The 25,730-nt window shown below is 41.1% G+C and carries 18 protein-coding genes; 6 read left to right on the top strand and 12 right to left on the bottom strand.

The window, feature by feature from the left end; genetic code table 11:
• Window positions 1–78: 78 nt before the first annotated feature.
• Window positions 79–972, bottom strand: a complete 894-nt coding sequence (locus PTET_RS17175) for an AraC family transcriptional regulator (RefSeq protein WP_069439129.1) — start codon at window positions 970–972, stop codon at window positions 79–81.
• Between the two features lie 195 nt (window positions 973–1,167).
• Between PTET_RS17175 and exaC the strand changes: the two genes are divergently transcribed.
• The 5 genes from exaC (at window position 1,168) to PTET_RS17200 (ending at window position 6,496) form a co-directional block, all read left to right on the top strand.
• Window positions 1,168–2,688, top strand: coding sequence for an acetaldehyde dehydrogenase ExaC (exaC, locus tag PTET_RS17180; RefSeq protein WP_064663761.1), 1,521 nt, complete (start codon window positions 1,168–1,170; stop codon window positions 2,686–2,688).
• A gap of 302 nt (window positions 2,689–2,990) precedes the next feature.
• Window positions 2,991–3,596, top strand: coding sequence for a DUF998 domain-containing protein (locus PTET_RS17185; RefSeq protein WP_028834199.1), 606 nt, complete (start codon window positions 2,991–2,993; stop codon window positions 3,594–3,596).
• Window positions 3,597–3,700: 104 nt separating this feature from the next.
• Window positions 3,701–3,919 (top strand): hypothetical protein, encoded by a 219-nt coding sequence (locus tag PTET_RS17190; protein ID WP_096039017.1) that lies wholly within the window; start codon window positions 3,701–3,703, stop codon window positions 3,917–3,919.
• 61 nt (window positions 3,920–3,980) lie between these two features.
• Window positions 3,981–4,508: a GNAT family N-acetyltransferase gene (locus PTET_RS17195; protein ID WP_096039018.1), complete on the top strand. Its 528-nt coding sequence runs from the start codon at window positions 3,981–3,983 to the stop codon at window positions 4,506–4,508.
• A gap of 515 nt (window positions 4,509–5,023) precedes the next feature.
• A complete protein-coding gene (locus tag PTET_RS17200; protein ID WP_013463025.1) occupies window positions 5,024–6,496 on the top strand; it encodes a S41 family peptidase in 1,473 nt (490 codons plus the stop codon).
• Between the two features lie 73 nt (window positions 6,497–6,569).
• Here the strand turns inward: PTET_RS17200 and PTET_RS17205 are convergent, their stop codons facing one another.
• The 10 genes from PTET_RS17205 to PTET_RS17250 form a co-directional block, all read right to left on the bottom strand.
• Window positions 6,570–9,563: a TonB-dependent receptor gene (locus PTET_RS17205; protein WP_024602712.1), complete on the bottom strand. Its 2,994-nt coding sequence runs from the start codon at window positions 9,561–9,563 to the stop codon at window positions 6,570–6,572.
• A gap of 74 nt (window positions 9,564–9,637) precedes the next feature.
• Window positions 9,638–12,295 (bottom strand): glycoside hydrolase family 16 protein, encoded by a 2,658-nt coding sequence (locus PTET_RS17210; protein ID WP_013463027.1) that lies wholly within the window; start codon window positions 12,293–12,295, stop codon window positions 9,638–9,640.
• A gap of 271 nt (window positions 12,296–12,566) precedes the next feature.
• Window positions 12,567–13,355 (bottom strand): sterol desaturase family protein, encoded by a 789-nt coding sequence (locus PTET_RS17215; protein WP_013463028.1) that lies wholly within the window; start codon window positions 13,353–13,355, stop codon window positions 12,567–12,569.
• Complete coding sequence (locus tag PTET_RS17220; RefSeq protein WP_013463029.1) at window positions 13,348–13,998, bottom strand: CDP-alcohol phosphatidyltransferase family protein; 651 nt, start codon at window positions 13,996–13,998, stop codon at window positions 13,348–13,350. The genes PTET_RS17215 and PTET_RS17220 overlap by 8 nt, the downstream gene beginning before the upstream one ends.
• A 28-nt stretch (window positions 13,999–14,026) precedes the next feature.
• Window positions 14,027–14,665 carry an ATP-binding cassette domain-containing protein gene (locus PTET_RS17225; protein WP_013463030.1) on the bottom strand — a complete coding sequence of 213 codons (639 nt, stop codon included), beginning with the start codon at window positions 14,663–14,665 and terminating at the stop codon, window positions 14,027–14,029.
• A 24-nt stretch (window positions 14,666–14,689) separates the two neighbouring features.
• The gene (locus tag PTET_RS17230) at window positions 14,690–16,405 is read right to left on the bottom strand and encodes an ABC transporter permease (protein ID WP_096039019.1); all 1,716 of its coding nucleotides are present in this window, start codon (window positions 16,403–16,405) and stop codon (window positions 14,690–14,692) included.
• Complete coding sequence (locus tag PTET_RS17235; RefSeq protein WP_013463032.1) at window positions 16,402–17,679, bottom strand: ABC transporter substrate-binding protein; 1,278 nt, start codon at window positions 17,677–17,679, stop codon at window positions 16,402–16,404. Before PTET_RS17235 ends, PTET_RS17230 begins: the two co-directional genes overlap by 4 nt.
• Complete coding sequence (locus tag PTET_RS17240; RefSeq protein WP_013463033.1) at window positions 17,666–18,490, bottom strand: DUF547 domain-containing protein; 825 nt, start codon at window positions 18,488–18,490, stop codon at window positions 17,666–17,668. Before PTET_RS17240 ends, PTET_RS17235 begins: the two co-directional genes overlap by 14 nt.
• A complete protein-coding gene (locus tag PTET_RS17245) occupies window positions 18,471–20,624 on the bottom strand; it encodes an FAD-dependent oxidoreductase (RefSeq protein ID WP_041695985.1) in 2,154 nt (717 codons plus the stop codon). Before PTET_RS17245 ends, PTET_RS17240 begins: the two co-directional genes overlap by 20 nt.
• A 14-nt stretch (window positions 20,625–20,638) precedes the next feature.
• Window positions 20,639–22,993, bottom strand: a complete 2,355-nt coding sequence (locus PTET_RS17250) for a TonB-dependent receptor (protein ID WP_013463035.1) — start codon at window positions 22,991–22,993, stop codon at window positions 20,639–20,641.
• A gap of 231 nt (window positions 22,994–23,224) precedes the next feature.
• On the opposite strand from PTET_RS17250, the gene PTET_RS17255 reads away from it, so the two are divergent.
• Window positions 23,225–23,638: a hypothetical protein gene (locus PTET_RS17255; RefSeq protein ID WP_013463037.1), complete on the top strand. Its 414-nt coding sequence runs from the start codon at window positions 23,225–23,227 to the stop codon at window positions 23,636–23,638.
• A 359-nt stretch (window positions 23,639–23,997) separates the two neighbouring features.
• Here the strand turns inward: PTET_RS17255 and PTET_RS17260 are convergent, their stop codons facing one another.
• A complete protein-coding gene (locus PTET_RS17260) occupies window positions 23,998–25,665 on the bottom strand; it encodes an RluA family pseudouridine synthase (RefSeq protein WP_029610025.1) in 1,668 nt (555 codons plus the stop codon).
• Between the last annotated feature and the right edge of the window lie 65 nt (window positions 25,666–25,730).

Below are 25,730 nucleotides of genomic sequence, written 5' to 3' on the forward strand. Positions count from 1 at the left end.
TGACTCATTACTACTTACAACATTGCAAACAATCTAGCATATTAGGCTGTTTAATATAACAAAAACTGTTGTGTTAGGTTAGTGGCGACACGCTTTTGGTGCAATACCAAAAGTTTGCTTAAATAAACGACTAAAATGACTGGCGCTATTAAAACCCAGATCGTAGCACACCTTGCTTATAGCGTGGCCTTCTAATAAAAGCGTGCGGGCTTTTTTAAGCCTAAGTTGTTGCTGCCAAAGTGCAGGGCTAGTACCAAAAGCAAGTTTAAATTGCTGGTAAAACTTACTACGACTCATACAGGTTATTTTGCAAAGGGTGTTTATATCGAGGTTTTCGCTTAAATGCTCCTCAATATAATGCAGTGCATCACTCACGTTACTTTTTAGGCGCAGCTTATCGCAGTTTGCCAGCAATAAATCACGGCTCTGTTGTTGTAATAAACGGGTGATCAATTCGTTTAACGATAAATCAATTAAGTAGTGTCGCTCGGCGCCTTGCTCACTAAATAAATGCACCATGCGCTCTAATAATTGCTGCGTTTGAGTATTATGTTGGGTATGCACTAAATTAGGGTTGTATTCAAACAAGGCATCGTTTGCAAAACTTTGCTGCATATTAAGCGCATTAGCCACATTGGTTATTTTATCGGTGCTTATTTCAATGGCTAAACAGGTGGTGGGTGCGTTTAAGGATGCATGCGGAAAATCAATTAGTACGCCTTGCTCAGGTGCTAATACAAACGATTCATGTGGTAAAAACGCTTTGTGGTATTGACTGCTCTCAACATGCATTATTTTTTTACCACTGAGCATGGCACAAAACAGTAATTCGTTTGAGTGCAACGCCACTTTTTGCGCACTTTTATAGGTATCGTAAATACTTAGCTCGGAGTTATCGGCAGCAAAGGTCACTTTGTTTTCAATCAGTACATCAAGTTGTTGGCGTTTTTTATTTAACTGAGATGTGTGCATGTTCAGCCTTTTTTAATCGTTATAGAGCGTTTTTAATGTGGACTCACAGACAACTTTTTTGGACAGCTAAGCAAGTTTTTAAGCGCTTATTGGTCTAATGTCAATCAATACCGATTAAATATAAAGCAAGTTGCTACATTACTCTAACAAATTTCGGCTTAGACTTTTAGCTAACAACAACAAGAGAACACACATATGATTTACGCAAACCCAGGTTCAGCAGACGCACTCGTCACATTTAAACAGCAGTATGGTAATTACATTGGCGGCGAGTGGGTTGCCCCAGTCAACGGCCAGTACTTTGATAATATAAGCCCAGTAAATGGCAAGGTATTTTGTAAAGTACCGCGCTCAGATAAAGACGACATAAACCTTGCACTCGACAAAGCCCATGCAGTAAAAACCCAGTGGGGCACCACCTCAGTCGCCGAGCGCAGCAATATACTATTAAAAATTGCCGACCGAATTGAACAAAACTTAGAGTTACTTGCTGTGGCCGAAACATGGGATAACGGCAAAGCGATTCGCGAAACCCTTGCCGCTGATATTCCACTAGCCGCCGATCACTTTCGTTACTTTGCAGGCTGCCTGCGTGCTCAAGAGGGCAGCATTGGCGAAATAGACGAAACCACGGTGGCGTATCATTTTCATGAGCCACTAGGCGTTGTAGGACAAATTATTCCGTGGAACTTTCCATTATTAATGGCCGCATGGAAATTAGCGCCTGCACTTGCAGCGGGTAACTGTGTAATATTAAAACCCGCCGAGCAAACACCTGCCTCAATCTTGGTGTTAATGGAAATTATTGGCGATTTACTGCCAGGAGGTGTTTTAAATGTGGTAAACGGCTTTGGTAAAGAAGCAGGTGAAGCACTGGCAACCAGTACGCGCATTGCTAAAATTGCTTTTACAGGCTCAACTCCTGTGGGCTCACATATTTTAAAATGTGCAGCTGAAAATATTATTCCTTCAACGGTAGAGCTTGGGGGGAAATCACCTAATATCTTCTTTAGCGATGTTATGGAAAAAGACGACTCATACCTAGATAAAGCAATTGAAGGTGCCATTCTTGCCTACTTTAACCAAGGTGAAGTATGTACTTGTCCATCACGCTTGTTCATTCAAGAAGATATTTATGAGCAATTTATAGAACGTATTTTAAAACGTACTAAACAAATTAAACGTGGCAACCCGCTTGATAGCGAAACCATGGTAGGCGCACAAGCCTCTAAAGCCCAGTTTGATAAAATTTTAAGCTACATTGAAATTGGTAAAGAAGAAGGTGCTGAAGTATTAACTGGCGGCCATGTTGAGCAATTAAGCGACGAGCTAAACGGCGGGTATTACATTCAACCTACACTATTAAAAGGGCGTAATGATATGCGCGTGTTCCAAGAAGAAATTTTTGGCCCCGTTATTTCAATGTCGACCTTTAAAGACGAAGCCGAAGCACTTGAACTGGCTAACAGCTCAGAATTTGGTTTAGGCGCAGGGGTATGGAGCCGTAATATGAATCGTGCTTATCACTTTGGTCGCAAAATAGAAGCAGGTCGTGTATGGACTAATTGTTACCATATGTACCCAGCACATGCAGCGTTTGGCGGTTATAAAAAGTCTGGTATAGGCCGCGAAACTCACAAACTCGCGCTTGATCATTACCAACAAACTAAAAACTTGCTAGTAAGTTACAGCGAAGATCCGCTTGGCTTTTTTTAATAACGCGTTTTAGTTTAAACAAACAACCTATAAGTAATGAAAGCGCTACATTTTTGTAGCGCTTTGTTTTTTTAAAACTAATACCGATAGCATTTGATTAGTGGTTAATTATAATGATAAAGAAATGATTTATTAATGAGGCGCTGGGTTGAAAAAGTAGATTAAAGGTTCTAGCTCAGGGCTGTTATGACTAGGTTTCAGGCTGTTTGTACAAGCTCACAGCTCGTCACTCGAAGCCGGCTCATTTTCTCCTCTGTGTTCAAAAAGGCTTTAATGAATTAATCACAAAAAGGATTATGGTGATGTTTGAAACGATTGCGATTTATTCAGGGTTAATAGCCACATTATGGATTTTCATTGGTGTTTATGTAGCAAGTCGGTTTTATGAAGGTTACAGTCATTCTAAACAATTTTGTAGTGAATTAGGTGCAACGGGAAGCCCAACTGAAAAACTGTCACCGCTAATTAATAATTATCCTTTAGGTTTTCTATTTTGCTTTTTTGGCTGGTATTTGGCGCAATTGGCTAATGTTTCTATATTGGTTAATATTGTTGGTTGGTTAGTTATTGTGCATGGTATTGGTACCTGGGTTGCGGGTTATTTTCCTATGGATGCTGACCCATTTACTAAACATCCAACTTTTAGCTGCAAGGTTCACTCTTGGGCTGGTTTTATTATGTTACTTTCGCTGGTTGTAGCACCAATATTAATAGCTATTAGTCCAACCACAGAAATTACTCCTTTATACTTTCGTGTTTTTTCAATTGTTTCTGTTATCGCCACAGTTTATTATCTGTTTGCTATGGCTAAAGCAATAAAACTACAAAGTAACCCTGGTAGCTATCAACGTATCTCTTATGGTATCCAATTAAGTTGGTTAAGTGTTTTTTCAATAGTGTTAATGTAATTTTAAACTAATTTAAATCGCCTCCAATAATTTAGTGACTTAACTCACTAACGACTATGATTTATTTCAGCTTATTATTTGGCTCCACAACTCAAGGAAGGCTCATGAATATAAACCACACTAAATTCCGTTTTATTTTACTAAAAGGTGTTCTAGGCTGGGGAATTCCTACCGCTATTTTATTTCAATTAATTATGTACTTTACAGGTGAGCAAGATTTTTTTGATGGAATCATTTCATCTTTAATAATATTTCCTTTAGTAGGCATATTATATGGATATTTTTTGTGGCATTCGAAATATAAAAAAGAGCGAAATAACTGAGATAACAACCTTAATCACTTGTTTGTTGAAATTTTTTAGCTGTGATTACAAGGAGGTTTGAGTGAACATTTGTGAAACCCAAAGGTTGCTTATTCGGCAGTTTTCAATTGATGATGTGCCGGCATTAAGTGAAATTCTTAATGACGATGAAGTGATGAAATACTCAATTCGTGGTGTGTGCGATGAAGCCGCAACTGGTGAATTTATAAAGTGGTGTTTACAATGCTACGGATCATACGGTTTGGGCCCATGGGCACTAATAGATAAAAACAGTAACCTACTTATAGGGTTTTGTGGTGTTTCTCCACAAAGTGTCGCGGGTAACGAAGAGCCTAATTTAGGGTATCGATTAGCGGTCGATTTTTGGAATAAAGGCTTAGCCTGCGAAGCGGCTAAAGGTGTTTTAAAGTATGTGTTTACGCAAACTACTCATCAATCGGTCGTTGTTATTATTGAACCTGAGCATATTGCGTCATTGAAAGTAGCAAAGAAAATTGGCTTTACAGACTACAGTACTCATGAATTTCATGGTCGTACCGTACAGTTATATCGATTAACTAAGGCGCAGTGGAGTAACTCACTTGTTTAAATAATACTATGTAGGTAGTAAGCTGAAAGAATAGTTAGTGTTGATTTGTTAAGTATCAGTTTTTAAAAAGGAAATTTTTAATGGATATAGATTCTCATATAGTTCAACTTGAAAAAAACAACCGAAAGTTATTTAGTGCATCTCATTATTTGGGGCTTACGATAGCGATGGCTGTTATTGTTTTGTTGTTAATGTTTTATTCAGCCCATTGATAGGGCTTGCTTGTTCAGGTTTTGCTGCTTTCTTTTTGAACTTTTTCTATTCACAGTATAGCTTTAGAAAACTCAACGCCCGCATAACACTACTGCAAACCAAAATTGAACAAACGTCTAAGTAAGGTGTTGCTCTAAATTTAAAGCCAGTTCATTTTAAATCTTACTCGTTGTTAGCTGCTTTTAATGTTGTTAAGTTACTGCTATAAAAATAATTTGCTGATACTTATTTGATTTAAGGTATTTTTAGTTCCACCAAATGGGTTTACAGTAATTATATAACCTAATTTAAAATGGATTTTCATGAACATAAAAACAAAAATAGTTAGCCGTACTTTATTGAGTGCTTTATTAATTACGCCTACCTTGAGCATGGCAGAATTAGCAGTTACTCCTCAAACACCAGAGCAATGGCGCAGTGTTACTGATCGTGATATTGAAGCTGCTTACAGTATTTCGGCAAAAAACCACCCCGGTATGTTTGATGTTAACAACCCAGTCTTTCCTGAGCTATTAAAGCAAGCAAAAGCAGAAGCACTTGCACTGTCTGCCAAAGCGAGCGGGCCGCAGGTTCATGTTGCGGCAATTGCGCGTTTTAGTACTGTGCTACAAGATGGTCATGCAGGTGTGTTTTCAAGCGTTGAACGACCTGCTCGTCGTTGGCCAGGTTTTAGTGCCGTTTGGCGGGGTGATGCATTAAAAGTGTATTACAGTGAAACAGATAATATAAATAAAGGTGATGTGATAAGTGGTTGCGATAGGCAAAGTACCGAGACGTTAATGCGACAAAGAGTGTTTAAATTTCATGGACAGGTTACACAACCTGGGCATTGGTGGCAGCAAGGTTGGCGGTTACTAATTGATGAGGGCAACCCATTTTTAACACCTCTAAAAGAATGTCAATTTGTTAAAGCCAATGGGCAAGCTTACAGTAAAACCCTTGATTGGTCTGTTCGGCCAAAGAGTGTAAGTAAGCATTTAACACATGCCTATAATGGGGATGAGCTTACAACCGATTTAACTTGGCCTGCGCAAAACATAGCGTGGATTGCTATGCCCAGTTTTGCAAATAACGATAAGCAAACTCATGATTACAATAACTTGTATAAAAAAGTGACTGATCAACGTTCTAAGTTACTCAGTGCAAAAACGGTGGTTTTAGATCTTCGTCATAACCAAGGTGGCTCGTCGTATTGGAGCTTAAAGCTTGCAAAAGCGTTGTGGGGTGAGCAAGTTGTTGAACAAAAAATGGATAACTACTCAAAAAATAGCCGAGTTTGGTGGAGAGCGTCAAAAGATAATACTAGCCATGTTAAATCATTAATTGAAGTGTTGAAAGATCAACCTAAAGCACAAAAAGAGTTTAAAGAAATAGCTGCAGGTATGGCGCAGTCACTTGAAAATAATAAGCTATTTTACATCGAAGAGCCGCAAAGTAAACCAAACCAAAGCGATAGCACGGTGCCAGAGAGTGACTTTAAAACACAGGTTTTTGTTATTGTGCCGCCACAGTGTGCAAGTGCGTGTCTTGATGCCATTGATGTATTTAAGCAGTTTTCAAACACTCAGTTATTTGGCGCGCCAAGCAGTGCTGACTCACTGTATATGGATGTTCGATTAGCTGAGTTACCCTCAGGTTTAGGTAAAGTGATAGTGCCTAATAAAGTGTATGTGAATAGAGCAAGAGGAAAGGGCGATTATTATAAACCCGATATTGCCTATAACGATATTGATTGGACAACCGATAAGCTATTAGAAAAAATTAAACAGTTATAAAAAAAGCCGCTCAATGAGCGGCTTTGACTTTTCAACTATAAGGGGTAATCAAAAACTGTATTTGGGCAATGTATTAATTGCCCATAGAGTATCTAACGCCAAAGGCATAACGAGGGCCGTATTGAGCCGCGCTTAAGAACTGACTTTCGAAGCGACTGAATGAACGCTCGGTTTCGTTGGTTAAGTTCACACCTTCAAAGAATACCGTTGTGCTTTCGTTAACTTCGTAGTTCACACTAATATCCCACTGTAAGTACTCTTCTGCGTATTGTGGAGGAGCCGTAGCACCTGAGTCAGGTAAACCTTGCGCAATTAAGTACTCATCACGCCATGCACCGGTAATTTTCACCGATAAGCCATCTTTTTCGTAAAAGCCTTGTATGTTTGCAGAATCACTTAAACCAGCTAATACTGCTTGAGAGGCAAGGTAGTAGTTATCGTACTCTACATCACCATCAACAACGGTGGCATTAAAGCCTGCACCAAAGCCTGAGTCGCCAAACAAGTGCTGAACAGCAAATTCAAAACCGTTTACTTTACGTGAACCAACGTTTTCAGGTGAATTGATGGTCCATTCAATCAGCGGATCAGTCGCTGGATCTGGTAATATACGGTTGTTTTCACCAATGCCTACGCCATTAGCTACAATTTCATTGTAAATTGCAGTGTCAGTTGCTTGATCTCCACGACCTTCAATGGCGGCTACTGCATTGTTCCAACGCTCACCTAAATACACATCATGTAAACCTTCAAAGGTAGTTTTTACCTGGGTGTTATCAATCCAATTATCTACGTCTTTCCAAAATAGACCAACAGCAGCGTAACTGCCTTCGCTGTAATAATACTCAAGGCTTAAATCTAGATTAGTTGATTTAAATGGCTCTAAGTTTGGATTACCACGGCTACCACTTCTTGAATTTAATTTAGGTGATGGTGTTAAAGCCAAGTTACCTAACATATCGCCAAGAGTTGGTCTGGTGATTGTTTGTCCCCATGATGCGCGGGTTACTAAGTCATCCGTAAGATCGACTTTAATATCAATCATAGGAAGTAGTAAGTCGTATTGTCCTTCATAGTCTACTTCAACTAATTCGCCACCAGCGGCAAATTGAGTTAACCACTCTGAACCGCCTGCCCAGTAAACTTGTTCCGCTACACGACTTTTTGCTGGGCTTACAATATCAGTTTCTTCATAACGAAGACCTAAGTTTACAAATACGTCGTAGTCGCTAACGTTAAATACCCAGTTGCTAGAAAGGTAAACACTAATGGTTTCTTCTTCTACTTCGTTAGTTGGGAAGTTATCAAAGCTACCAATTCGGTAATAATCACTACCAATTACGTCTTCGGTCAAATAAGCACTTTGACGAGCAAATGCTTCATCAAGGTCATAAGTGTAAGCATAACCTGGCGCTACGCCGTTAGGACCAAATGAAAATTCATCAAGGAATCCGCTTAAATCAATCCTTTCGAACATCGCATCTGGGAAAATTTCAGCGAATGTACCGTTGTTAAAGCCAGGTGCATTGGCGTTATTAGAGCCGCCCCAACCACTGAGTGTTTGCTTAGTGTAAGCCGCACCAAATTTAACGGTTTCAAGACCAATATCTGTATAAGTAAATAATTTACCGTCTAATTGTACTTGAGAAACTTCTGACTCACCTGGTGTTCTGGTAAAAATACTGAAGTTAGAACCAATTTGATTTGGACTTACTTCTTGTGTGCCGTTGTTCCAATTAATATTAAAACCCGGTACATCGCCTTCGCGGAAAAAGTATTCTTTAGTAGATAACTCTGCTGAGCCCAAAATAATACGGGCATTAGAATTTAAGCCAGGATCTTTGCCATTATCTGTTGTGGTTTTTGAAGTATGGGCATCAAAGTTAAAACTAAGGTTTTCTGTTGCTAACCATTCAACATTGATACCGGTTGCTTTTGAGTCTACCTCGGCAGTTTCACGAAATGCCGTGAATGAGGCATCATCACCGGCTGAGTTATAGTAAATAGCGGTGCCATTTTCATCTAGCTCATAGGCATTACCATTACCACCAAACGAACCGTTCCAAATACCCCACGATAGTGAGTTATTACCTGTTGTTGCATTTGAGATTGTGTGATCTAGTGTAAACGTTAAGTTATCTGTTGGTGCAAACTGAAAAGTGGCTTGCGCATTTAAACGTTCACGCTGAATATCATCTTTTGAAAAGCTGACTTCTTGTGGGAAGAAAGCGGCAGATACAAACTCACCATTATCCCCAGCATTTGGATCGAAAAACTGCTTAGCTGGGTTACCATCTGCATCCATTGGGCGGTTATCAATTATGTTTTCAGCATCAACCGATAGGTTAGGGTTGACTAACCAAGAGCGTACATTGGCTGCTTGGCGCTGAAAATCACGGCGGTGGTATGAAAAGTTAGCTGAAAAACCAAACATTTCGTCAGCAAAAGTATTGCTGTAAATACCTGCAATTTCAGGTGTTACTTCATCACCTTCTTCTACCGATGTATCGTGAATGCCTTTAGCCATCAATGAAAAGCGCTGACCCGGCTTTTGTAGAGGTTTAGCGGTAACAATATTTACAGTTGCACCAAGGCCACCTGTTGGTGTATCCGCACGCGCTGTTTTCATAACTTCAAGTGAACTAACGCCTTCAGATGATAAGTTCTCAAAGTTAAATGAACGCGTAAAACCGGTGCCTGCCATTTGACGGCCGTTAAGTGTTACAAGGTTAAACGATGGGCCAAAACCACGTACGGTAATTTGGCTACCTTCACCGTTTGAGCGACTTACCGATACACCCGTAATACGTTGTAGCGATTCAGCTAAATTAGTATCTGGAAATTTACCCATTTCTTCAGCAGAAATGGCATCAACCACGCCTGATGCGTCACGCTTTACATCCATTGAACGGATTAATGAACCACGAATACCTTTTACTTCAATAACTTCTAGTTCAGGTTCGGCAGTATTTTCTTGCGCAGCATAAGCGAAGTTAAATGTGCTTGCAGCGATGATAAGTGACACAGAAGCCGCTAGTGGGCTTTTTTTAAACTTATTTGTGTTCATAATTGCTCTGCTTTTACTTAATTTATTACGGTAAGTAGGTACTTTTAATTTAGTACCTACCACTGAATTAGGGTTTATGGGTTAGCGATAACCACATTGTCGATACGATAAACTGCACCTTCACCTGTTCCCCACGCTGGGAAAACCATCAGTACATTGATATCGCTAATGTCTAAACCTGCATCAAATAATGATTGCACTGTAAACGTGTATGTTTGCCATTGCCCAATAACCGGTACTTCACCTTCAACGCTTTGTGCAAGAGGAAGCTCTACCGCCGTTGCTGCACCTGTTGACTCAATTTTAAATGTCCACACTGAGTCAGGATCATTTGGTGGTGTCACCATTTTCATTTCAAATTGCACAACACCATTTGCTAATATTGCTGATGCATCAAAAGAAACACCTTCGTCAGCTAAAAAGCCCATTACTGTTGGTGTAGCACCAATAACAAACTCAGCCACTGTGCCGTGTTCAGCATCGTCAGTTTCTTCAGTCGGTGTAGAGCCACCACAACAGTCCCAAATACTCCACATATCTGCGGCTGTATCTTGGAAAATAGTGATTTCATCGCCTGCTGATGCACTCGGATCGTACATTTTAGCGTTATCAACACGGTAAACCGCACCTTCACCTGTGCCCCATGCTGGGAATATCATCACTACATCAATGGCACTAACATCTAAACCTGCGCCCGCTAAGTCAGCGAATGTAAAGGTATAAGTTTTCCACTCACCAGCAACGGGTGCATCGCCAGCATCGGTTAATGGAAGCTCTACCGCTGTATCGCCTTCATTAGATTCAATCTTCATTGTCCAAACAGCTGCTGGATCATTTGGATTTGACATTACTTTTACATCAAACTGTAGTACACCATTTTCTAAAATACTTGTTGCATCAAATGGTTTACCACTACCACCGGCTGAGGTGCGAGTATTAAAGCCCATTACAGTGGGTGCTTCGCCAATGCTAAACTCTGCGGTTAAACCGTGTTCTTCATCATCTACTACCTCAATTGGTGTTGAACCGCCACAACAATCCCACATTGGCCAATCTAGATTTTGTCCGTCTGTGAATAGGTCAACTTCTGGGCTTCCAGGTAAATCACCTTCAATCGCAACATTGGTAATTAAATATTCAGCGCCTGCACCTGTTTGCCATGCTGGGAATACCATTAATACATCAATGGCACTTAAATCTAAGCCTCTTTCTTGTAGTAAAGAAAGTGGGAATGTATAGGTTTGCCATTGGCCAGTAACAGGAGTAACACCTTCATTACTATCGCTAAGGGCTACATCGCCGGTATTAGGACCACCATCACCCGCTTCGGCTTTTAATAACCAAGTAGTTGAAGATGTTGGTGGCGTTACTACTTTCATATCAAAGGTGAGTCGGCCATTTAAATCAAGTAGAGGTGATGCATCAAATGGAGATGAAGTGCCAGTAAAATCATCAGAGAAGTGACCACCGCGGGTAGAGAAGCCAAGCACAGTCCCGTTATTATCGTTAATGTTAAACTTAATTACCTCGCCTTTGTCAGCGTCAGTAATGGTTTCTGGTGTTGTTCCACCGCAACAATCCCATGCGATCCAGTTGGCATTTAAGCTGCCATCAAAAATATCAAGATTCTTTGCAACACCATCACTTGGCGGGGTAGGTACAGGGGCTTTACCTTCAACAAGTGCATCTTCTAGGCTATCGTAACCTGGGCGTACTGTTTCACAGCCTTTACCTGTGGTTGGGTTAGAGGCACATTCGTAAACACGCACGTAATCAATTTCAAAACTTTGACCTTCTGCAAATGCTGCAGCGTCAACGCCTAAGTTATTTACGTTTTCAGGCCAATCACCACCAACAGCATTGTTTAAAATAAGGTAAAAGTCTTTATCAAATGGGGCATTATCCCAATGCGTTGTTAGCTCGCCGCTACCTTGTTCAAAGTATTCAGCAAACCAACCTTTATGCTTTAAGCCAACAGGTTCATCTTTTGAATTGTAACGAACTTCAGAGCGACGTTGAGTGGCGTATAAATAGCCATCTACGTACCAGCGAATTTCGCCTTCTTGCCATTCAATTGCGTAAGTATGAAAATCGTCTGCAGGATTCATCCCTTCAGGGAATGTATACGCTTTACCAGAACTTGAGTTATTTGGCCATTCGCGACCATAGTGAAGTGTGCCATGAATATTAGCTTCAACGGTGCCATCTTCAGCAACTGTTTTTAAATTTACCGCTTCTAAAATATCAATTTCGCCAGAGCGCGGCCAAGTACCATATTCTTCATCGGTTGGCATCATCCAAAAAGCTGGCCAGCTACCTTGACCCGAAGGTAACTTTGCACGCATTTCAAAGCGGCCATAAGTAAAGTCTGCGTTGTAACGGGTGTTTAAACGGGCTGATGTGTATGGTTTTTCTGCGCCTTCTTCTGCAGGTAAGGCGACTATGTTTAGTACACCGTCTTTAATAAAGGCGTTTTCTTCACTGTCGGTATAACATTGTTTCTCGTTGTTACCACCGCCAGCGCAGTTTAATTCAAAGTTCCACTTGTTAGTATCAATACTAGTGCTGTCAAACTCATCGTTCCATACCATACGCCAGTCAGAGACTGGTTCAGTAGGGTTTACTTTTTCAATATCTGTAGTAGTGGTTGCTGCGTCACCACCACAACCCGCCAGAGATGCTAATGAAATAGCAGCCAAAAGGCGAGTAATGCGTGTTGTTTCAATGTTCATAACTGAACCCCGTTCAACTGATTATTGTCAGAATATAGTGTATTTGTTGATTTTTTCATTTTTGTAAGCGCTTACATTTTCATGTGTGATAAATGTAAGCGCTTACAAATAATATGGGGGATTTTTAACTGGGTCAAGAATTTGTTTAAATAATTTACAATTGATTTACTTTTAATAGGGTGTTTTTGTTAACAGGAACGGTTAAACGCCCAAGTAATGTTATAAATAAAGGTTTAAAAGGTGTACATGGGCGTTTTCATTAGCCGTATTGCTATTTTTTAAATGGCATTATTAACAATTGCCACAAGGATGAATTTTGTTCGGGGTTTGGGTATTGGCTCAAACCAAGTGCAATACGTTTATCAGGCTGGCTTGCCTGTGATTTATAGCTGCCAAAAAGTCTATCCCACCAAGTTACACTAAACCCAAAGTTACTGTTTGTTTCTTCGGGGTTTTGGCTGTGATGTATGCGGTGCAGCGCTTGGGTGATAAGGATGAGGCGCAGTGGTTTTTCTATTGCGCTTGGCAAGCGAATATTTGCGTGGTTAAACAGTGCTAACCCATTGAGTGTTATTTCAAATATAAGTACTGCAATGGCGGGCACGCCAAGAGCAGTTATGGCGGCAAGCTTTATCAATATGCTAAGACCTATTTCAATAGGGTGAAAGCGCAGCCCAGTGCTTGTATCTACGTGCGCATCAGCATGGTGAACACGGTGTAAACGCCATAAAATTGGAATTTTATGAAATAATCTGTGTTGCCAATAAATCAGTATATCTAGCAACAGCAGGCTAAGTATAATTGCTACTGAAAGAGGCATAGTTAGTTGATTAAACACACCGATACTATGTTCTTGGTTATAAAGCGCGGCGGCGGTTAACCCTAAAGGAACCGCTAACCGAGCAATCACTGAAGAGGTAAATACAAGACCAAAATTCGCAACCCAACGTTTAGTGGCTTTTATGGGCGATTGCCGTGCAGGGGCTTGCCACTCAAGCAGCATCATTATGACTAAAATACTTACAAAACATCCAAGCCGCCACCATAATTCGTTATCCATTGATAGCCTCCGTTTTACTGATATTAGCTTCTAGTTGTTTTAATGTGTGATAACCGCCATAAATACGGGTGAAAATCGTTATGGCGCAAGCTGCAGCAAATAAGCTGGCCATTATGGCAAAGTGCTGCGGCCAAATACAAAAGGCAACAAATAAGGCAATGGTTTCTGTGCCTTCGGTTAAGCCATTTAAGTAGTAAAAACTTTTATATTTAAATTGTGGTTTGTCGAGTTTAAATTTTTCAGCGGCAATCGCAAAGGCCAAAAAGCTGGAACCGGTACCTATAAAAGTAGCCAGTAAAATAGCACCTGCAATGGCATTTTGTGCTGGATTAGCCAAAATAAAGCCCAGTGGAATCGCTGCGTAAAATAAAAAGTCGAGAGTAATATCTAAAAACCCACCCGCGCTAGAACTTTGATTAGCATAGCGGGCTAATGCGCCATCCAGTCCATCTAAAATTCTATTCAACGCAATGGCGATTAATGCGCCATACCACATTTCAAAGGCAAGTAAAGGCACGGCAAACATACCCACTAAAAAACCAAAAACAGTGAGTTGATTAGCTGTAATGCCGCTTTTATTAATGAGCATAACAACCGGTGTTAGTAGTGGCTTTATAATGGGGGTAACAAATTTATCTAACATACGTATTGCCTTGAATATGAGTCAGGTTTTAAGCATCAGTGCCTAAAGTAATCACTTTGCCAGCTGTTGCCTCGGCGTCACTGTGGTCGTGCGTAACCATAATGGCAGGCAATTTATGCTCGCGTATTTGACTAAACACCAGTTCGCGGGTATCAACACGCAATTGGGTGTCGAGTTTACTAAAAGGCTCGTCGAGTAAAATAGCTTTAGGTTCGCTGAGCAACATGCGTAGCAGTGCAACACGCGCTTGCTGCCCACCAGATAGACTGTCGGGATGGCGGGCTGCCAATCCTGTTAAGCCAACTTGTTCTAGGGCGTGGTCTATTTTTTCAAGACGCTGCTTTTTATTGCCTTTGGGCATAGCAAAGGCAATATTTCCTGCCACTGTTAAATGCGAAAACAATAAAGCGTCTTGGTAGAGCACCCCAATATGGCGTAAATGCGGGGGTGTGTTATCTATATTTTGATCATTTAGCCATACTTCGCCTTGTGCCCTAAAGTCTTTGGGCAAACAGCCTGTAAGCCAATTTAATAAGCTTGACTTGCCACTGCCCGATGGCCCCATAATGGTGAGTATTTCGCCGCCATTTACTTGCTCGTTTAAGCTTAGTAACAGCTCGCCTTGACGGTAAAGCTGACAATCTTTGATGTGTAATGATGACTGCATTAAATAGCCTTAATGGTTTTATAGTTAAGCGCGCGCTTTAAAAAAGTATTTAGGTAACACCCATGCCACACCAAAACCAATTAGCGGTAATGCCATTTGTAAAATGGCGTAAACTGCACTGGTGCGTCTGCTTGCGCCATTAGCAAGGGTTACGGCTTCGGTGGTAATGGTACTTATACGCCCGCCACTGGCTAAAAGTGTAGATAAATATTGGCCAAAACTAATCGCCAGTCCAAGCGCTATCGCGATTAAAATAGGGGCGAATAGTTGTGGCAATTTAACCTGTAAAAACACCTTGCAGGGACTTGTCCCCAAGCTTGCGGCAACGCGCGCTAATCGAGGGTCTAAACGCCTGTAACTATCGGCAATAGATAAAAAAACATACGGTAAAACAAATAAAACGTGCACAAATATCACATTAAAAAAGGCATGCTGGCTATTGAGCAGTTGTTGTAACCACACAATACCAAATAAAAACGCAATACTGGGCACTAATAAAGGAAGATAAATAATTAACTGTGTCCATTTCGACATGGGTTTCGTGTTTAACTGCTCGGCTTCTAAGCACAGCAATACCATAGTGATAGCAAACAGCGTACTTATTACCCCTATTATTAAGGTATTAAACAAGGGAGTATGTATTTGTGTAAATGCATGTTGAAAATGCAGAAATACCACGCTTGAGGGCACGGTATCCGGAAAACGCCAATAGCCCGCTATTGACCACATCACTAACCCAATTAGCGCAGCAACAATAAAAATTAAAATTAGACTCGTGAAAACATGAGTAAATGTGCAGATCAATTGATGTGCATACTGGCGGCGGCCATTAATAAGTGATTGCTTAAAAACTAGAGCAATGATTTTTTCAAGCAATAGCCACGTTAAGAGTAGTCCAACAGTGACCGCTAATTGTAACAGGGCACCCGCCGAGGCTTTTATTCGCAGGTTTAAATCTACATCGTTAAACCAGTGCATTATAGCAACGGCTAAAGTGGGAGGGGTATTTGGGCCAAGAATGAGTGGCATTTCAACGCTGGCGCTGGCATAAGCAAGTACTGCAAAAATAGGTAAACGTAACAGTGGGTATAAACTGGGTAGCACCACTTTAAAAAACGCCACCATAGGGTAATAACCTAAATTAACCGCAATTTGATGCTGTTTGCGTAGCTTTTTGCCAAGTTCGGGTTGCGCCAAAACACTCAATGCAATCAGTAGTAAAAAAGGTAACTCTTTAAGCACAAGCCCAATAATAATGCTCCAGCCAAAAGCGTCGTAAGGTAACGCGCCTTCTGGCGCTAATTGCCAGCCAGTTAACCATGGAGAAAATAAACGAGTAAATAACCCCGATGGCGCAATTAAAAAACTCACCGCAATCGCGGCAGCGGCATGCGGAATAGCCAATATTGGACTTAAAATATATTCAATGCGTTTAAGCCACACACTATTAAAAAACGCGCCAAGCATAATGATCATCAGCACAAACGCGATTAAGGTACTAATAAGCCCTGTTCGTATGCTCAGCTCTACCATGTGTGTCAATCCAGGCGTTTGCCATAATGCGTTAAATCCTGCTAAGCCAATATTTGTTTCATTGAGTGCCGGCGCCCAACCAAAGGCAGGTAAAAGCACGCCGATTACCCCCCCTAAAACGGGTAAAGTAAGCAATGCAACCAAACAGTAAGGACTTAGTTTGACCAAAAAGGTAAATAGGCTATTTGAAGCGGGTACTTTATTCATTGGCTAACCCCATAGCGCGTTTGCCAACCTTGCATTATGGCATTAACCCAACTTGGGTGAGGCTCACTGAGTGTGCGTTTTATGCTATTAAAAGGCAGCGCACTTGGGTGCGGTTGTGTGGTTTTAAATAAGGCTTGTTGCTGGGTATTTAGCATTGATTGGATCAACACGGTTTTATCGCCCCAAATAGTGGGCTTTTGTTTATGAGCTTGCGCTTGAGGGCTTAATAAAAAATTAGCGACTAACTGTGCGCCTTGTGCATGGCTTGCATTATACGGTATTGCTACAAAATGGGTGTTACTTAAACTGCCATCATGCATAGCATAACTGCGGGTGCTGGTGGGTAAATCAAAGCGTTGTACTGCAGCGGGCACTTCTGGCGCTGAAAAGGTAAACCCGATACTAAGCTCAGTATCGTCAATTAAGCGGCGCATTTGTGCGCCACTTTGCATAAAATGTTTGCCGCTACGCCAAAGCGTAGGGTGTAATTTATTTAAAAATACCCACAAAGGGTTGAGCACCTCAGTGGTGTTTTTATCTGTAGCTGGCTGGTTTAGCTGTGCTTTTAATTCATCATCGTTGTTGTTATGTAGTACCACTAAAGCGTATTTTAAAAAGCTCATGCCTAAAAAATCAGGCGGCTTTGGGTAACTAAAACGCCCAGGGTTTTGCGCGCTCCAAGTTAATAACTGATGTAGGGTGGTGGGTAATTGATTCGTTGTGCTGCCATCTATTGCTAGGCTGTCGTAATAAAAAGTGAGCGACGCTTGCCCCCAAGGCGCTTCCATCCCGTTTGTAGGCAAACCAAAATCAAAGTTTACCGCGGGGTTATTATTAGGATCGGTTAATGCAAAATTTGGCAGCGTCTGGGCCCAGTCTTTAAGCAGCAAGTCATGCTTACTCATAGCGGCAAAGTTAGCGCCATTGATCCAAATTAAATCGACACTGCCTTGAGCGTGATTATTGGCTGATTTTTCTGCTAATACTCGGCTTACTGCTTCGCTGGTATCGCTTAATTTTACATGCACTAATTCAATATCATATTGCGCTTTGACCTGCTCAGCCACCCATTGAATGTAGGCATTTATTTGCGGATCGCCGCCCCATGCATAAAAATAAACGGGTTGGTTTTTACCTTGGCTTTGGATAGTTTGCCAGCGAGTATCAGAGGGAGAGGTTGCCATGGTTTTAAAGCTAGCAACTAAAACAATGCACAAAGCAATACTCAAAAAACAATATCGGCTGAGTATTTGTATTGGCTTAACGACGTGCATTTAAATTCCAGTTGTAATCTAAAAATTTAATTTTCATGTCATTATTTTGCAGCGCTTTTTGTTGAGCGGGTAGCAGTTTTAATGCATCAGCGTATTGTGCTAAAAACGGGTGTAATGTGTTTGCTCCTTTAAAGCCTTGTTCAAAATCACCGCCGTACCATTTAAAAATAGACGATACATTTAAAGTATTGCCTGTTGCCATGTTGCGGGTGTTGTCTGACAAAAAACGAACAGTTTGCTGGTGTAATTGCTCTTCTAGTTTATCGGCCGAGTAGGCTTCTTCACGAAGTGCAGGGCAACCAATACTGGCGCAGTTTACTGCAAAGTGAATACGCGGGTCGTTGTATTTACCACTACCACGAATTAACTCATGCTCTATATCATCAAGGCTGCGTGTTTTACCTAGCAGCGAAATAAACTCTTTGCTCCACGGTGAACTAAAAAAGCTACCTAACTCTTTGATTGATTCAATATTAGGGTACTGCGTTAATATTAGTTCAACGGTAAAGGCATTATAGGCATTAATTAAAAACGCCAACTGTTTGTGTTTACCCCACGTGTTAAATTCACCTGGTGTGATGGCTGTTAACGTATTTAAATATGCTTTTAATTGGGTATGCTCGTGTTTAATTGCAGCGTAATCAACCTCAGTGCTGTGCCCATGATTAATAGCGACAACATGTTTAGTTAATAGCGTGTTCCAACTATCGTGCAGGTTTTGTGCACTACTTTTAAACGCCGTGACCAGTAGTGCACTTAAAACTAAAAACTTCAATAACGTATACAAAGGCTTAACCTCGGCGCCATGCATGGTATTTTTCAAGCATGTTTAAAACAGTTTGTGGAGCATGGTTACGTTTCCATTCACCAGCGGCATATTTGTTGCCTTCTGCCCATGTTGGGTAGCTGTGAATTGTGCCTAGAATTTTATTAAGGCCAAGGCCGTGTTTCATGGCTAAAACAAATTCAGCAATTAAATCGCCTGCATGCTCAGAAACCACAGTAACTCCGAGTATTTTGTCTTTTCCTTTAGGGGTGATCACCTTAATAAAGCCATTATTGGCGCTCTCAGTAATGGCGCGGTCTAACTCTTCAAACTCAAAGCGGGTGATTTCATAGTCTATGCCTTTATCAATCGCTTCTTGCTCGTTTAGGCCTACGCGCGCGACTTCTGGATCAATGAAGGTGGTCCATGGAATAACACGGTAATCTACTTTAAACTTTTTAAAGTGGCCAAATAAGCCATTAACCGCCGCGTACCACCCCTGATGAGCCGCAACGTGAGTAAACTGGTACGGGCCTACAATATCGCCTGCGGCAAAAATATTAGGGTAGAGTGTTTCTAAGTAGTCGTTAGTTACTATGGTTCGATTAGTTTCTATACCAAGCTCTTCAAGGCCATAGCCTTTGAGGTGTGCGCTTCGGCCAACGGCACACAGTAGCTCATCATATTCAATATCAATTTCGGTGTCGTTGTGCTTCACCACGAGGTACTTTTTACCCTCGCGTGCTTCACAGCGCAGCGCTTGGTGTGAGGTTAAAATATTAACGCCACTATCGGCCAATGATTGGTGTGCAAAAGCTGACACTTCAACATCTTCTTTGATCATAACGCGCTGAGTCATTTCAACTTGCGTCACACTTGAGCCTAAACGAGCAAAGCTTTGTGCAAGCTCACAACCAATCGGGCCCCCACCTAAAACAACCAGTTTTTTGGGCGCTTCGTCGAGCTCGGCAAATTTGCTCCATAAAGTATCGCTGGTAACGTAACCGGTTTCTTCAATACCTGGCAGTGGCGGTATAAACGGGCGTGCACCGGTGGCAATAACAAGTGTGCGAGCGGTAAGAGTTTGCGTGCTGCCATCGTTAAGTTTAATTTCCACTGTCCACGGGTCAATCAATTTTCCATAGCCTTTTAAAACCTCCACACCTAAATTTGTGTAGCGCTCTATGCTGTCGTGCGGGGCTATATCAGCAATGACTTGATGTACACGTGCCATTACTTTTTTAAAGGAAAACTGCGGTGTAGTGTTTTCAAGGCCATAGTTTTCGCCATGGCGCATTTGCTGTGCTATTTTTGCACTTTTAATAATCGCTTTACTAGGCACACAGCCAGTGTTTAAGCAGTCACCACCCATTTCGCCGGCTTCAATTAAGGTGACTTTGGCTTTTACTGCGGCGGCAATATAGCTGGTAACTAAGCCGCCTGCACCCGCGCCAATAACAATCATGTTACGGTCGAATTTTTTGGGCTTAGTGTAGTTTTTATAAACCCGTTGTTTTTTAAATACATTTAAAATCGCTTTCGCAATCAGTGGGAATACACCTAATAGAGCAAATGACAGAATTAAATCTAGTGACAAAATGCCCGATAAACGCTCAATTTGTGCAAGTTGAGTACCGGCATTCACAAATACAAAGGTGCCTGCCAACATACCAATTTGGCTCACCCAATAAAAAGTCCACGACTTAATAGCGGTTAAGCCCATTAATAGGTTAATTAAAAAGAACGGAAATACCGGTACTAAACGCAAAGTAAAAAGGTAAAAAGCGCCTTCTTTATCTACGCCTTTATCTATAGCAGCTAAACGCTCAGGAAACCGTTTTTTAATGGTGTCGCGTAATAAATAGCGTGACACTAAAAAGGCAAGGGTAGCACCAATCGTTGAGGCAAACGACGCCACCAGTAAGCCTTCTACTAAGCCAAATAATGCGCCTGCGGCCAATGTTAAAATAGCTGCGCCGGGTAAAGAGAGAGCCGTTACTACCACATAGAGTAAAAAGAACCCGCCAATAACTAACAACGGCGATTGCGCTTTGTATTGGTTAAACTGATCCATCGACCCTTTTAAGCCATCGAGTGTAAGTAACTGGTGCAAATTAAAATGAAAGAACATGCCAATACCGGCTGCTGCAATCAATAATAACAATAGTTTTTTAATCATATTATCTCTTGGGCTTAAAAGTTATGCGTTAGGGTAAGCTTGGCGTTTATTGGTAATTCAGGGAATGCTAATGTTGCGCCAAAATAGCCGCCTTCAAACACTGGACGCCAGTTATCTTGATTTGTGACGTTGTTCACATCTAATCGCAACTTAGTGCTAGGCGTAAACGCGTAGCTGGTATTGACGTTTAACGTGTATTGGTCACGAATTTTCACTGTTTGTAAAAAATCTAGCGGGTAACTCTTTGTATATAAAGCTGAAAAACCTGCCTGCCATTTCTCATTAATTGAATAACTACCATTAACGCTTAACGATTGCTCAGGAATACCTTGTACTTGGCTATTTGAAGGGGCAAACGCTGTATAACTTGGCGCGCCTATACCATTACCGGCAATAATATCTGGGCGTGAGTTATCAAACGCATCAGCAATTTGCGCCGAGTCTTGGCCAGTCGCAGAGTTATCGTAGCGTGCGTCAATATAGCTATAACCTGCACTTAACCAATATGGGTAAGCGTCGTAAAATACTTGGCCTTCAAAACCTGAGGTACGAATACCGGTATTGCTGCCATCGCGGTTGCGTAAACTACGGCGCTGGCTAAATAGGGCGCCATCAGCATACCAATCGCTGTTGGTAGGCGCATATTTTAAGCCAAATTCTACCAGCGTGTTTTCGGTTGCAAAGTTTTGCGCACTAATCGTGTTGTCACCACCTAAGGTGTTACCACCGGCCATACTATTTGAAGTCGCTTCGTTGTAACTTGCTGCGCCGTAACTTGTAAAATCAGTATTGAGCTTGTAATTAAAACTGATTTGGCCAGATTGCAGCGTGTCGTTAATGCTATCACTGGCTGCTGTTTGTCCTTGTGGCGCTATGGGATCGTGTGCTTCTACATCATAATAATCAAGGCGGTAACCCACACTGGTACGCAGTTTATTTGTCCACTGTGAGTCTTGTTGTATAGCAAAGCCAGTTTGCCAAGAACGCGAGTCGGTGGTGTCTGATAAGTTAAAATCACCACTGCCATCACCGTTTATATCGTATTGACCACCTGGAGATACAAATACACCGGGGCGCAGCTCAACTAAGCGTGCTTTTTGCGCATCGGTTAATGGAATACGACGGTTTGAAAGTGGACCCGTTAAATCAATTGGCGTGTCGGCCTCGGTGGTAAATTGGCTGTATCCAAGTACTTTGTTGTAGCGCACATCAAAGGCTAAGATAGTCTGCTGTTCATTATTCCATTGATACGTTAGTTCAGTGCGGTTTTGTGCGGTATCGGCACCATCTATAATTTCAACAAAACTGTTTTGAGCCACTTCATCACGTTTTAAGTGCTGAAAATAACTAATATTTTTAAGCGACGCTTTATCTGAAAGCTCGCGCTTATAAATACTGTGTAGTAGGTAAGTAGTGGCTTCGTTTTGGTTATCAGGGTCGGTAAGTACGGTGCTGCGATCAATGTTAACTAACCCTGTAGGAGATACAATTGAACCCGCTGCGGGTACTGTGCTGCCGTTTGCTTGAACGCCTTGGCCGGTAATGTAAAGACCATGGTCGATGAGTGCTTGAGTAGGGCGGTTAATACCGGCGTTGTCGGTAAACTCAACCTGATATAGCTCAAAGTTAATATCCCAGCTGCTTTTATCATCAGGCAATACTCGCAGTGCTGCAAAAAGACTGTCACTTTTAGTCCCTGAGTAATCGTAGTAGCTTCCATGATCAAGGTGTTCATAACTCACACGAAAACCAATTTTGTCTTTTACAATCGGTGCGGTGTAATCAAGCTGAGCGGTGTATTGATCCCAACGACCCGCAGAGAGCTTCGCTTTACCTTTGTGTTCTTCAGTGGAGGCTTGCTTAGAGTGTAAATTTACAAAACCACCATTGCGCTGGCTTGAACCAAACAATACTGGAGGAGCGCCTTTAACTACATCTATTTGTTCTACCGCGTTAAATGATAACGGCACACCAAAGCCGTTATTACCTGCTTGGCGACGAGTTCCATCTTGAAAAAGCTCACCTAATTGGCCACGAATAGTGGGTAAGCTTGGTGCACCAAAGCCACTGGCGGCATACGTATTAGGGCTCACAGCAAGTACATCTTGCAAGGTGGTAATGTTAAGTTGTTCTATTAGCTCTTTTGAAATAGGCGTGACTGAACGTGCTATATCTTGCAGTGCTAAATTATCGCCAAAGGGGCCATTTATGGTTGCATCTTTAACAGAAAGTCCTTGAGAATTTAAACTTTGGCCCGCTACTTCAATACGCTCTATGGCATTTTCTGTTACAGGCTTTGTTGTAGCAAAAGCAATAGCGGGTGTATTTAATAAAGCGGCTATAGATACGGCCAAGGATGAATATTTCAAACGTTTTCTCTCTGTAATTGTATGTTGATGGTTATAAAAGACCGAAAGGCTTAAAAATAACTTTCAGCAATTTAACAATATTGTTATTTATTAAAATATTAAAAATAGCTGCTTTGTTAATCGATTTATTAAACAAGCTTAACAGCTATTTACAATTATTATGAAATAAAAGGGAGTTTGTACGGTCTTTATTGCTTATTAGTTTATTTATATCTTTTTTAAGGAAATTTTATGACAGGTTCAATGAATACTGATGTACAAAATCGTTTGCAGTGGTCTTTATTATCGCTTCGGTGTGGGGTGTTTATAGTGATGGTAATGTGGACGCTAGATAAATTTGTAAATCCGGGGCATAGCGCCCGTATTTTTGAACATTTTTATGGGATCAGTGGCTCTACCGATACTATTGCTTATATTTTAGGTGCACTGCAATTATTGCTAGTAATAGCATTTTTGGTCGGTATTAAAAAACGTATTACTTACGGTGCTATTTTTATAATGCATGGTTTATCTACGCTTTCTTCATATAATCAATACATTGATGGCTTTAATAATTTACTGTTTTTTGCGGCGTGGCCTATGTGGGCTGCGTGTTTTGCGCTTTATTTATTACGCGATCAAGACGTAAAATTTACGATTAAATAATAAAGGCAAAAAAAATGGTTATAAGCGTTAGCCTATAACCAATAAAGTACACAGGGAGTGTAGGAAGTTCTGTTGTACGCAGTAAACGGTTAGTTACCCATTTACTGTGTGTCATCAAAAGCGCTTATTGGCGCTTTTAATCAAATAAAGTGGACTGTAATAAATACTTATTTTTATAAAAGCAAAGCTAATGCCAACTTTTAATGTATTGAAATATATAACTATTTATTATTTATAAGTAGAGGCTTTGCATAATGCAGGTAAATTTTTCTATATTGCAACGGTAAAGGTTACCGACTTTGCAATATAAAAAAATGGCAAGGCTTTTTAAAACAGAGGGGAGTTTTAGTATCGCTGATTTAAAAATCAGCGGCTACTTCAAATTCTAAACGTTGATGAGAAATAGGGTGGGTGAAGGCTAAATACTCGGCATGTAAATGTAAGCGCTCTGCCTCTTCACCATAATGAGTATCGCCAACTATCGGGGTATTTAAACCTAATTGATGAGCGCAATGTACCCGTAACTGATGTGTACGCCCTGTTTTAGGGTATAACTGCAGTCGGGTGGTGTTGTTTTTGCGCTCCAGTACATGCCATGTTGTTAACGACGGTTTACCGGTTTTATAACACACCATTTGGCGTGGTTTATCATCAAAGTCGAGCACAAGAGGTAAATTAATCACTCCGCTATTCTCAGTAATATTGCCCGCCACTAAAGCAACGTAACGCTTTTCAATTGTGCGTTCAATAAACTGTTTTTGCAGCGCTTTATGCGCGCGCTTATTAAGCGCAATAATTAACAGCCCTGAGGTCGACATATCTAACCGATGCACAATAAGTGGGCCAGAAGCCGCGGGGAACTGAGTTTTTATACGCATGTACACTGAATCATCAATATTAATCCCTGGCACCGATAAAAACTCCGCGGGTTTGTTTATTACCAGTAAATCATCGTCTTGATAAACAATAGTTAAGTCTTTTCCTTTTGCAGGGTTTGTTAGTAATGGATTTTCTTCAACATTTAAGCCTTTTAGCATATGACCTAAAATGGGTTGGCATTTGCTATAACACGATGGGTAATAATGTAAGTGATGCCTAATTGCTGATTTAGGCGGTGCACCCCACCAAAATTCGGCCATAGCCACTGGTTTTAAATCGTGCTTGTATGCATATTGTAATAATTTAGGGGCGGCGCAATCCCCCGCTCCCGAAGGTGGAGTGTGCTCAGGAAGTTTGGCAAAAATAGCATTCAGATCGGTCACTTCACCGTGTGCATTTAAAAATTGGTATTGAGCAAATAATTTCTTTTGTAGGTTTTTTGAGAGTGTTTTGCGGCGCTTTTTTAATCCGTTAATTTCACCCAGCATAGCTGCTTGGGTTTGCTCAAGCGCTGTAATTTGCGTTTGCCAGTCTTGCTTTAATGCCTGCAGTTGTTTTTTCTCAACAATACTTTGCCCAGCTAAGGTTGTTTTAAGTTGTTCAAAGTCATCGGCATTGAGTTGCTCTTGGCCAGTTTGGCGTTGCTCTTTTCGCTGTTTGCGGGTCACTTGCATGGCTTGTTGTTTGGCTACAAGTTGCTGTTCATAATTTTTACGTGCTGTAGCTAATTGCTGCTCAAGGGCTTGATAATCTTCACTGTTTTCTAATGCCGTAATTTGCGCATTAATGGCGTTAATGATTTGGCTTTGCTGACTAAATACAGCATCGTCTATGTGTTTAAGTGCCACATTAGGTGCAAAATTCAGTTGCTCATCTATGCCCGCTATTTGCCCCGAATAGGCGCTAATAAATCCCAGTTGTTGCGCCTGATTTTGAACGACGAGCACACCAAACATTTTACCCGCATCAATATCATCCGTATCTAAAATAGCCTTATCTAGCTTTTTTAATTGCTGTTGTAATTGCTGTGCAGCGACAACGGCCAAAGGGTGCGGTTTATAATAAAATGGAAATGTAAACTGCTCAGGCAGAGCAAGGGAATCGACGTTTTCATCAAAAACGGTAAAGCAGCTAGCAGGGTTTGACATGGCAGTAAAATTAGCAGTTAACAAAATAATTGCCGAGAGTTTAACATAAGCTGTGCTATGTCACT

Source organism: Pseudoalteromonas tetraodonis (assembly GCF_002310835.1).
GTDB lineage: Bacteria > Pseudomonadota > Gammaproteobacteria > Enterobacterales > Alteromonadaceae > Pseudoalteromonas > Pseudoalteromonas tetraodonis.

What these genes read in the sequence shown, in the direction of transcription:
- PTET_RS17175 (WP_069439129.1), bottom strand. Translation starts at nt 972, where the DNA reads ATGCACACATCTCAGTTAAATAAAAAACGCCAACAACTTGATGTACTG.
- exaC (WP_064663761.1), top strand. Translation starts at nt 1,168, where the DNA reads ATGATTTACGCAAACCCAGGTTCAGCAGACGCACTCGTCACATTTAAA.
- PTET_RS17185 (WP_028834199.1), top strand. Translation starts at nt 2,991, where the DNA reads ATGTTTGAAACGATTGCGATTTATTCAGGGTTAATAGCCACATTATGG.
- PTET_RS17190 (WP_096039017.1), top strand. Translation starts at nt 3,701, where the DNA reads ATGAATATAAACCACACTAAATTCCGTTTTATTTTACTAAAAGGTGTT.
- PTET_RS17200 (WP_013463025.1), top strand. Translation starts at nt 5,024, where the DNA reads ATGAACATAAAAACAAAAATAGTTAGCCGTACTTTATTGAGTGCTTTA.
- PTET_RS17205 (WP_024602712.1), bottom strand. Translation starts at nt 9,563, where the DNA reads ATGAACACAAATAAGTTTAAAAAAAGCCCACTAGCGGCTTCTGTGTCA.
- PTET_RS17210 (WP_013463027.1), bottom strand. Translation starts at nt 12,295, where the DNA reads ATGAACATTGAAACAACACGCATTACTCGCCTTTTGGCTGCTATTTCA.
- PTET_RS17215 (WP_013463028.1), bottom strand. Translation starts at nt 13,355, where the DNA reads ATGGATAACGAATTATGGTGGCGGCTTGGATGTTTTGTAAGTATTTTA.
- PTET_RS17220 (WP_013463029.1), bottom strand. Translation starts at nt 13,998, where the DNA reads ATGTTAGATAAATTTGTTACCCCCATTATAAAGCCACTACTAACACCG.
- PTET_RS17225 (WP_013463030.1), bottom strand. Translation starts at nt 14,665, where the DNA reads ATGCAGTCATCATTACACATCAAAGATTGTCAGCTTTACCGTCAAGGC.
- PTET_RS17230 (WP_096039019.1), bottom strand. Translation starts at nt 16,405, where the DNA reads ATGAATAAAGTACCCGCTTCAAATAGCCTATTTACCTTTTTGGTCAAA.
- PTET_RS17235 (WP_013463032.1), bottom strand. Translation starts at nt 17,679, where the DNA reads ATGCACGTCGTTAAGCCAATACAAATACTCAGCCGATATTGTTTTTTG.
- PTET_RS17240 (WP_013463033.1), bottom strand. Translation starts at nt 18,490, where the DNA reads ATGCATGGCGCCGAGGTTAAGCCTTTGTATACGTTATTGAAGTTTTTA.
- PTET_RS17245 (WP_041695985.1), bottom strand. Translation starts at nt 20,624, where the DNA reads ATGATTAAAAAACTATTGTTATTATTGATTGCAGCAGCCGGTATTGGC.
- PTET_RS17255 (WP_013463037.1), top strand. Translation starts at nt 23,225, where the DNA reads ATGACAGGTTCAATGAATACTGATGTACAAAATCGTTTGCAGTGGTCT.
- PTET_RS17260 (WP_029610025.1), bottom strand. Translation starts at nt 25,665, where the DNA reads ATGTCAAACCCTGCTAGCTGCTTTACCGTTTTTGATGAAAACGTCGAT.